General features: G+C 34.3%; 5 protein-coding genes. 4 read left to right on the forward strand and 1 reads right to left on the reverse strand.

The features are described 5' to 3' along the window. Positions 1 to 2,306 (reverse strand): hypothetical protein (locus J7K39_02450; protein ID MCD6178741.1); only part of this gene is annotated, 2,306 nt, incomplete at its 3' end. 93 nt (positions 2,307 to 2,399) lie between these two features. Between J7K39_02450 and J7K39_02455 the strand changes: the two genes are divergently transcribed. Genes J7K39_02455 through ftcD form a run of 4 tightly spaced genes read left to right on the forward strand, consistent with a single transcriptional unit; the run spans position 2,400 to position 6,904 of the window. After that, positions 2,400 to 2,768, forward strand: a complete 369-nt coding sequence (locus J7K39_02455) for a YccF domain-containing protein (protein ID MCD6178742.1) — start codon at positions 2,400 to 2,402, stop codon at positions 2,766 to 2,768. 4 nt (positions 2,769 to 2,772) lie between these two features. Further along, on the forward strand, positions 2,773 to 4,017 hold the full coding sequence (locus J7K39_02460) for an imidazolonepropionase (protein ID MCD6178743.1): 1,245 nt from the start codon (positions 2,773 to 2,775) through the stop codon (positions 4,015 to 4,017). Positions 4,018 to 4,075: 58 nt separating this feature from the next. Further along, positions 4,076 to 5,206 carry a 1-acyl-sn-glycerol-3-phosphate acyltransferase gene (locus J7K39_02465; GenBank protein ID MCD6178744.1) on the forward strand — a complete coding sequence of 377 codons (1,131 nt, stop codon included), beginning with the start codon at positions 4,076 to 4,078 and terminating at the stop codon, positions 5,204 to 5,206. A 6-nt stretch (positions 5,207 to 5,212) separates the two neighbouring features. Further along, entirely contained in the window at positions 5,213 to 6,904 is a 1,692-nt protein-coding gene (ftcD, locus tag J7K39_02470) for a glutamate formimidoyltransferase (GenBank protein ID MCD6178745.1), read from the forward strand. The last annotated feature ends 99 nt before the right edge of the window (positions 6,905 to 7,003 follow it).

Raw genomic sequence — 7,003 nt, forward strand, 5'->3', positions numbered from 1 at the left:
GGCTTTAAATTTAAAGCTTGTTGATATTGTATTAAAGAAACTTGATAAGCCTTTTCAGAAAACAATTTATCAGCCGAAGCAATTAATTCGCGATAACGTGTATTGGTTCTTCTAATATCTCCCTGCTCTACTATGGTATTGATATCCTCAATTTTATACAAAGGATATTGCTCGTTTGGTTTAAGCCTATTTGCCCTAAGATATGCCTTTCTCGCTTCGGGAAACGACTGTTTTTCAAAATAAATATCACCTTCATCAACAGCCGCCTGATAAGACGCATTTAGCTTATTTTGAGCAGTAAGTAAACTCTTAGCTTCCGCTAATTTATTTTTCGGATAAGCCTCATCCTTTTTTAAGTCAATTACTTTTACATATTGAGTAATGGCTTCTTCCCATACTTTAGCATCAAACAAGCTATCGGCAATATGAAGTTGTTTTTGGTAAACTTTCTCCTCTTCATTTTGAATTGCCAAAATATTATCAATTTCTTTGATTTTTTCTTGTGGATATGCTGCCTTAGGTTTCAAATTCTTAGCTTTATAATAATCAAACAAAGCATCGTTAAGTTTCCCTTGTGCATATTTTGAATCTCCAGCAGCTATCAATAGATTATAGTCTTTATCCCGTTTTACCAAAGCATTTAATGCAAGAATCTGTTCTTTAGGAAATTGCTTTTCGGGAAAAATAGCGGCTGCTTTTTGATAAGAACTTATAGACGAAAAATACTCTTCTGCATTTTTAAAGCTATCTGCTTCTGCTAATAATATTTCGTATTTCTTAAGTTTCTTTTCTTCAGCAATAGCTTGAGCACACTCGTTTTTAAGTTGTCCTACACGTCGTATTGCCGCTTCAACAGTTACAAAATCATAATTAAATCCCCTAAGAGATTCTTGATAAGAAATATTAGCTAAAGGCTTATCAAAAAATGACAGATCAATATTGCAAGTCGGGAATAATTCTACAGAAAGATCGGTAGTAAAAACGGTATTTAAGTCTTCATCATTTGGCAAATGGGAATCAATAGCAAATATTTTATGGATATAGCCTTCTTTCTTAAACTTGAGCAAATAGTTTTTATTTAATTTAAGCTTCAATTTATGCCGTCCGTTAGCCGATACCGTAATTTCTTCTGAAATTCCATTTTCAGTCACTTCAATAAAAGCATCTGCCAATGGAATTCCATTTTCATGTATCTCACATTTTATATCTATATATCCGGTAGCCAGTAATTTATTTATCTTCTGAATTTGTTTTTCAGGATATTCCTCTTCGGGTTTTAAATTTAAGGCTCTGATATACAAATCATAAGCACTTTCATATTTTTGATTATCAAAATACTTATCGGCAGAAGCTATTTTATCAGCATAGTCTGTATTTAACCTATTCAAATCATAGGCTTTACGTTGTTTAGCTTCATCGAGTTTAGCCAACATATTAGAAGGATAAGTTTTCTCAGGCCAAATTTTTAATGCTTCTTCATAAGCCGCTTTAGCCTCATCCAATTCCAAAGCAACATAATGAGCATCAGCTTTTTCAATAGCTAAATCATAAGCATCCTTTACTTCGATAGCCTTTTTTACTAGCATTAATTGTTCCTTCACCTTTTTATCATATGGAAATAATAATTCAGCTTCCTGATAATTTTCCAAAGCATCCTGAAAACGATCTTGTCCTAATCGCTTATCTCCTACTGCAAGCAAATGGTCAAACTTTTCTTGCTTAGCATTTTGTTGCTTCAACAAAAGTTTTAGCTGTGCAATTTCACTCAGCACTTCCGATCTCGAAGGAAACAACTTATTTGCCTCATTTAATTTATCAATAGCTAAAGCATAATCCATCTTTCCCTTTGCTTCATGGGCTTCAGCTAATAAGCGTTTAAAATTACTTTGCTTTATTTTTAAATCATTCCATTCTTTCTCTATTTTGGCAATTTCTATTTTTGGTTGTTCTTCATACTCAATAGTTTTAGCAGCTTCTTTATAAAACAAGATTGCTTTTTCATAATCTTTCTGAGCATAGGCCTTTTGTGCTGCTTCTACTTTTTCTTCAAAAATAATACGCAAATCAAGCTCATCATTTAAAGTTTTAATAATCGCTTCTATCTTCTTTTTTGGATAATCAGCATTGGAATCTAACTGCAAGGCTAACTGGTAAGTAGTTTTTGCATTATAAAAATCATGCTTGGCAAAATAGCTATCTGCTTTAGCAATTAAATCATCATAAGAAGGAGAATTCTGTGCCTTTATGGAATTCAGATTAGCAAAAAGCAGTACAATAAAAGTATATTTAAGAAAATTACGAAACATATGCCGATTAAAGATATTTTGTACAAAGATAAAAGAGAACGATTCTCATACAAATTTATTGTACTTTTACTTGCCTAAACACATAAAAAGTCTATGAAAATACTTGGAAATATTATTTGGATAGTTTTTGGAGGATTAGCAATTGCAATAGAATATTTTGCGGCTTCTTTAGTATTGATAATCACCATTATAGGAATCCCTTTCGGAATTCAAACATTTAAATTGGGAATACTCGCCTTATGGCCTTTTGGTAGCGAAATAAGAGAAAAACCACAGGCTAGCGGATGTTTAACAACTGTAATGAATATTATTTGGATACTTATTGGAGGTATTTGGATAGCTTTAAGTCATTTTGTATTAGGCATACTGTTTTTTATCACCATTATTGGGATTCCGTTTGGGCGACAACATTTTAAATTAGCCGGTTTAGCCTTAACTCCTTTCGGAAAAGAAATTATCTAAAATCATGAGTTTACTTATTCATCATATAAAAGAGCTTGTTCTTACAGAAGAAAAGCCTAAACTTTTTTATGCCGGCAAAGAAATGGCAAATATCCCAACAATTAAAAATGCGTGGATATACATCGAAAAAGATAAGATTGCCGATTTTGGGAATATGGATAATATTCCGAATATTTATAAAAACGCAACTAAAGAAATAGATGCAAGTGGAAAATTAGTTTTTCCTTCTTATTGCGATTCACACACTCATTTGGTTTACCCTACAAGTCGAGAGATTGAATATGTAGATAAAATCAAAGGTTTATCTTATGAAGAAATTGCCAAACGTGGTGGAGGAATTCTAAATTCTGCTAAGAAAATGGCTGAAGCTTCAGAAGAGCAGCTCTTTGAAGATGCAATGCTTCGATTGAATGAAATTATTCAGTATGGAACAGGCGCTGTTGAGATTAAATCGGGTTACGGTTTAAATACCGAAAACGAACTCAAAATGTTGCGTGTTATCAAACGTCTCAAAGAAAAATCACCATTAGCTATTAAAGCAACTTTTCTGGGCGCACACGCTGTTCCTCAAGATTTAAAATCCGATCCTTCAAAATATGTCGATCTTGTTATTAACGAAATGATTCCTCAAGTAGCAGCAGAAGATCTTGCCGATTATATTGATGTTTTTTGTGATACGGGATTTTTCTCGGCAGAAGACACCGACAGAATATTAAATGCCGGAATGAAATACGGAATGCGAGCAAAAATTCATGCCAATGAACTTGATTATTCCGGGGGTATACAAGTTGGAGTAAAATATAATGCACTTTCTGTAGATCATTTGGAATATACAGGAAATAAAGAAATTACAGCTTTGTTAAATACCGAAACCATGCCTACCATTTTACCGGGAGCTGCTTTCTTTTTAAATATGCCTTATGCTCCGGCGCGCAAGATGATTGATGCAGGATTGCCTATTGCTCTAGCTTCCGATTTTAATCCGGGCTCTTCTCCTTCAGGGAATATGCAGTTAATACAAGCTATGGGAAGTATTTTATATAAAATGACTCCCGAAGAAGGAATTTATGCCACAACTATTAATACAGCCTATGCTATGGGTTTAGCAGAAACACACGGAAGTATAGCAAGAGGTAAACAAGCTAATTTGTTTATAACCAAAGAGATACCAAATATAGAATTTATGCCTTATTCTTATGGAGATAATAAGATTGAGTTAGTCGTTCTGAATGGTCAAATTTTTGCATAGAAAGTTTGGTAAAAAATAAATATGTCTAAATTAGCAATCTTATAAACACAAGAGAATTATGGAAGATTTTGAAAGTATTCGACCTTATAACGATTCTGAAGTCAACGAAAAGCTAACAAAATACAATGATAGCTCAGTATTTAAGAAGCTAGTAGCACATATATACCCAACTTGGACCCAAAAAACTATTACCCGAAGAACGAAAAATATAACTTCAGCACAAGGTTTTCAAGAATTATTAATATATCCTGCAGCCAAAGCTGCGATAGACAGAAGCACGGAACACTTTGCAGTAAGTGGTTTAGATAATTTAAGTCCCGACGATAACTATTTATTTATTTCAAACCATAGAGATATTGTCTTAGACTCAACACTTCTTTATTATGTTTTGTACCAAAACGGCTATAAACCCGGACAAGTAGCTATAGGTGATAATCTGCTTTCTTCCGAACTGGTTACCGATATAGTTAAAATGAATCGGACTTTTATTGTTAAACGTAATCTTCCTGCAAGAGAAATGATAGAAGAAGCCAAAATTTTATCACGCTATATGCGATATGTTTTAACAGAAAAAAAAGATTCTATTTGGATATCTCATCGCGAAGGCAGAACAAAAGACGGAAATGACAGAACCAATCCCGGCGTACTCAAAATGATTGCTATGGATTGTCAGGGAAACAAAATGGATTATCTTAAATCCTTAAAAATTGTTCCTGTCAGCATTTCTTACGAATACGATAGCTGCGATGTTTTAAAAGCGACTGAACTTGCTGAAATAGAGCTTACAGGAAGCTATAAAAAAGATGGTACGGAAGATATGAAAAGCATTATCACAGGAGTAACTCAACAAAAAGGGCGTGTTCACTTTGCTTTTGGAGATATTTTATCAGAAGAATCATTCAATTTTAAATCAGATAAAATACAAGACCAATTTAAAGAGTTAGCCGATACTCTCGACTATTATATCCATAAGAATTTCAGGCTATTTCCGGGGAATTATATTGCTGCCGACTTGCTGCGCAAGACATCAACATATGCCGATAAATATAATGCTTGGGAAGAAGAAAAATTTATGAAAACTTTAAACGAAAAGATTGAATTAAGAAAAAATAAAGATGATTTTGAAGTATATAGACGAATATTACTTGAAATCTATGCAAATCCAGTATTTAACCAACTAGAAAAGTAAAAAAATATGAGAAAACTAATAGAATGCGTTCCTAACTTTAGCGAAGGACGCAATATGGATATCATAAAACAAATTACCGATATTATTGAAAGTGTAGATGGTATTAAACTATTAGATGTTGATCCCGGAGCAGCTACCAACCGCACCGTTGTAACTTTTGTAGGAGAACCCGAACCCGTTCTTGAAGCCGCAATCTTAAGCATGAAAAAGGCCAAAGAATTAATTGATATGCGCAAACATACAGGAGCTCATCCACGTTTTGGAGCTACCGATGTTTGCCCTCTTGTTCCCGTTTCCAATATTAGTATGGAAGAAACTGTTGAATGGGCACATAAATTGGCCAAACGGGCAGGCGAAGAATTAAACTACCCTATTTACTGCTACGAAAATGCAGCTCAAAAGCCTGAGAGAAAAAATTTAGCAACTGTTCGCTCAGGAGAGTACGAAGGGCTTAAAAAGAAACTAGCCAATCCTGATTGGCAACCCGATTTCGGACCGGCAACCTTTGTTCCGGAAACAGGTGCCACAGCCATAAGTGCTCGCGATTTTTTAGTTGCATTTAATGTAAACCTAAATACTACTTCTACCCGTAGAGCCAATGCCATCGCTTTTGATGTTCGCGAACGCGGAAGAGTAAAACGTGAAGGGAATCCTATTACAGGAAAAATTGTTTTAGATGAAAAGGGAAATAAAGTAATGATTCCCGGCACTTTAAAAGCAGTAAAAGCTATCGGTTGGTATATTGAAGAATATGGCATTGCACAGATTTCAATGAATCTTACCAATATCAATATCACTTCCGTACATAAAGCTTTTGACGAAGTGAGTAAAAGCGCTACGGCAAGAGGTATTCGTGTTACAGGATCAGAATTGGTTGGAGTTATGCCTTTGAACGCAATCTTGGATGCAGGAAAATATTTTCTTCGCAAACAAAACCGATCTGTTGGTGTTTCTAACGATGAACTTATCAAGATTGCTGTAAAATCTATGGGCTTGGATGATTTAAAACCTTTCAACCCACGTGAAAATATCATCGAATACTTGCTTGAGGATAAAGATAAAAAACAATTAGTTGATATGAACTTAGTAGGGTTTGCTAACGAAACCGCTTCTGAGTCACCTGCCCCCGGAGGTGGATCAATATCTGCTTATGTTGGCGCTTTAGGAATTTCATTGGGTACTATGGTTGCCAATTTATCTTCACATAAAGCAGGATGGGATGAGCGTTGGGAAGAATTTAGCGATTATGCCGAAGCTGGTCAAGGGTATAAAGATCAACTCCTCCATTTAGTTGATGAGGACACCAATGCCTTTAATAAAATAATGGATGCCTTTAAACTTCCAAAAGGAAGCGATACCGAAAAAACAATCCGTAAACAAGCCATTGAAGATGCATCAAAATATGCTATTGAAGTTCCACTAAAGGTAATGGAAGTTTCCTTAAAATCTATGGAGGTTATAAAGTCTATGGCAGAAATTGGCAATCCAAATTCTGTTTCCGATGCAGGAGTTGGAGCGCTATGTGCAAGAACAGCGGTTATGGGAGCTTTTTTAAATGTAAAAATTAATGCATCAGGCTTAAACGATAAGGTTTATGTAAAAGACATTCTGACAAAAGGAAAAGCTATTGAAGAAAAAGCCCAAATCCTTGAAAATGAAATTTTAGCCTTAACAAATCAGAAAATAGGTAATTCTTAAACCAAATATTATTGTAAATACTCCAGCTTACAGATATTATGATGTTCTTTAAAATAGAGGATAGGACTTTTCTTTAATTTAAAAATATAATAGGAATAC

Source organism: Bacteroidales bacterium, from assembly GCA_021157585.1.
Taxonomy (GTDB): Bacteria; Bacteroidota; Bacteroidia; order Bacteroidales; family UBA12170; genus UBA12170.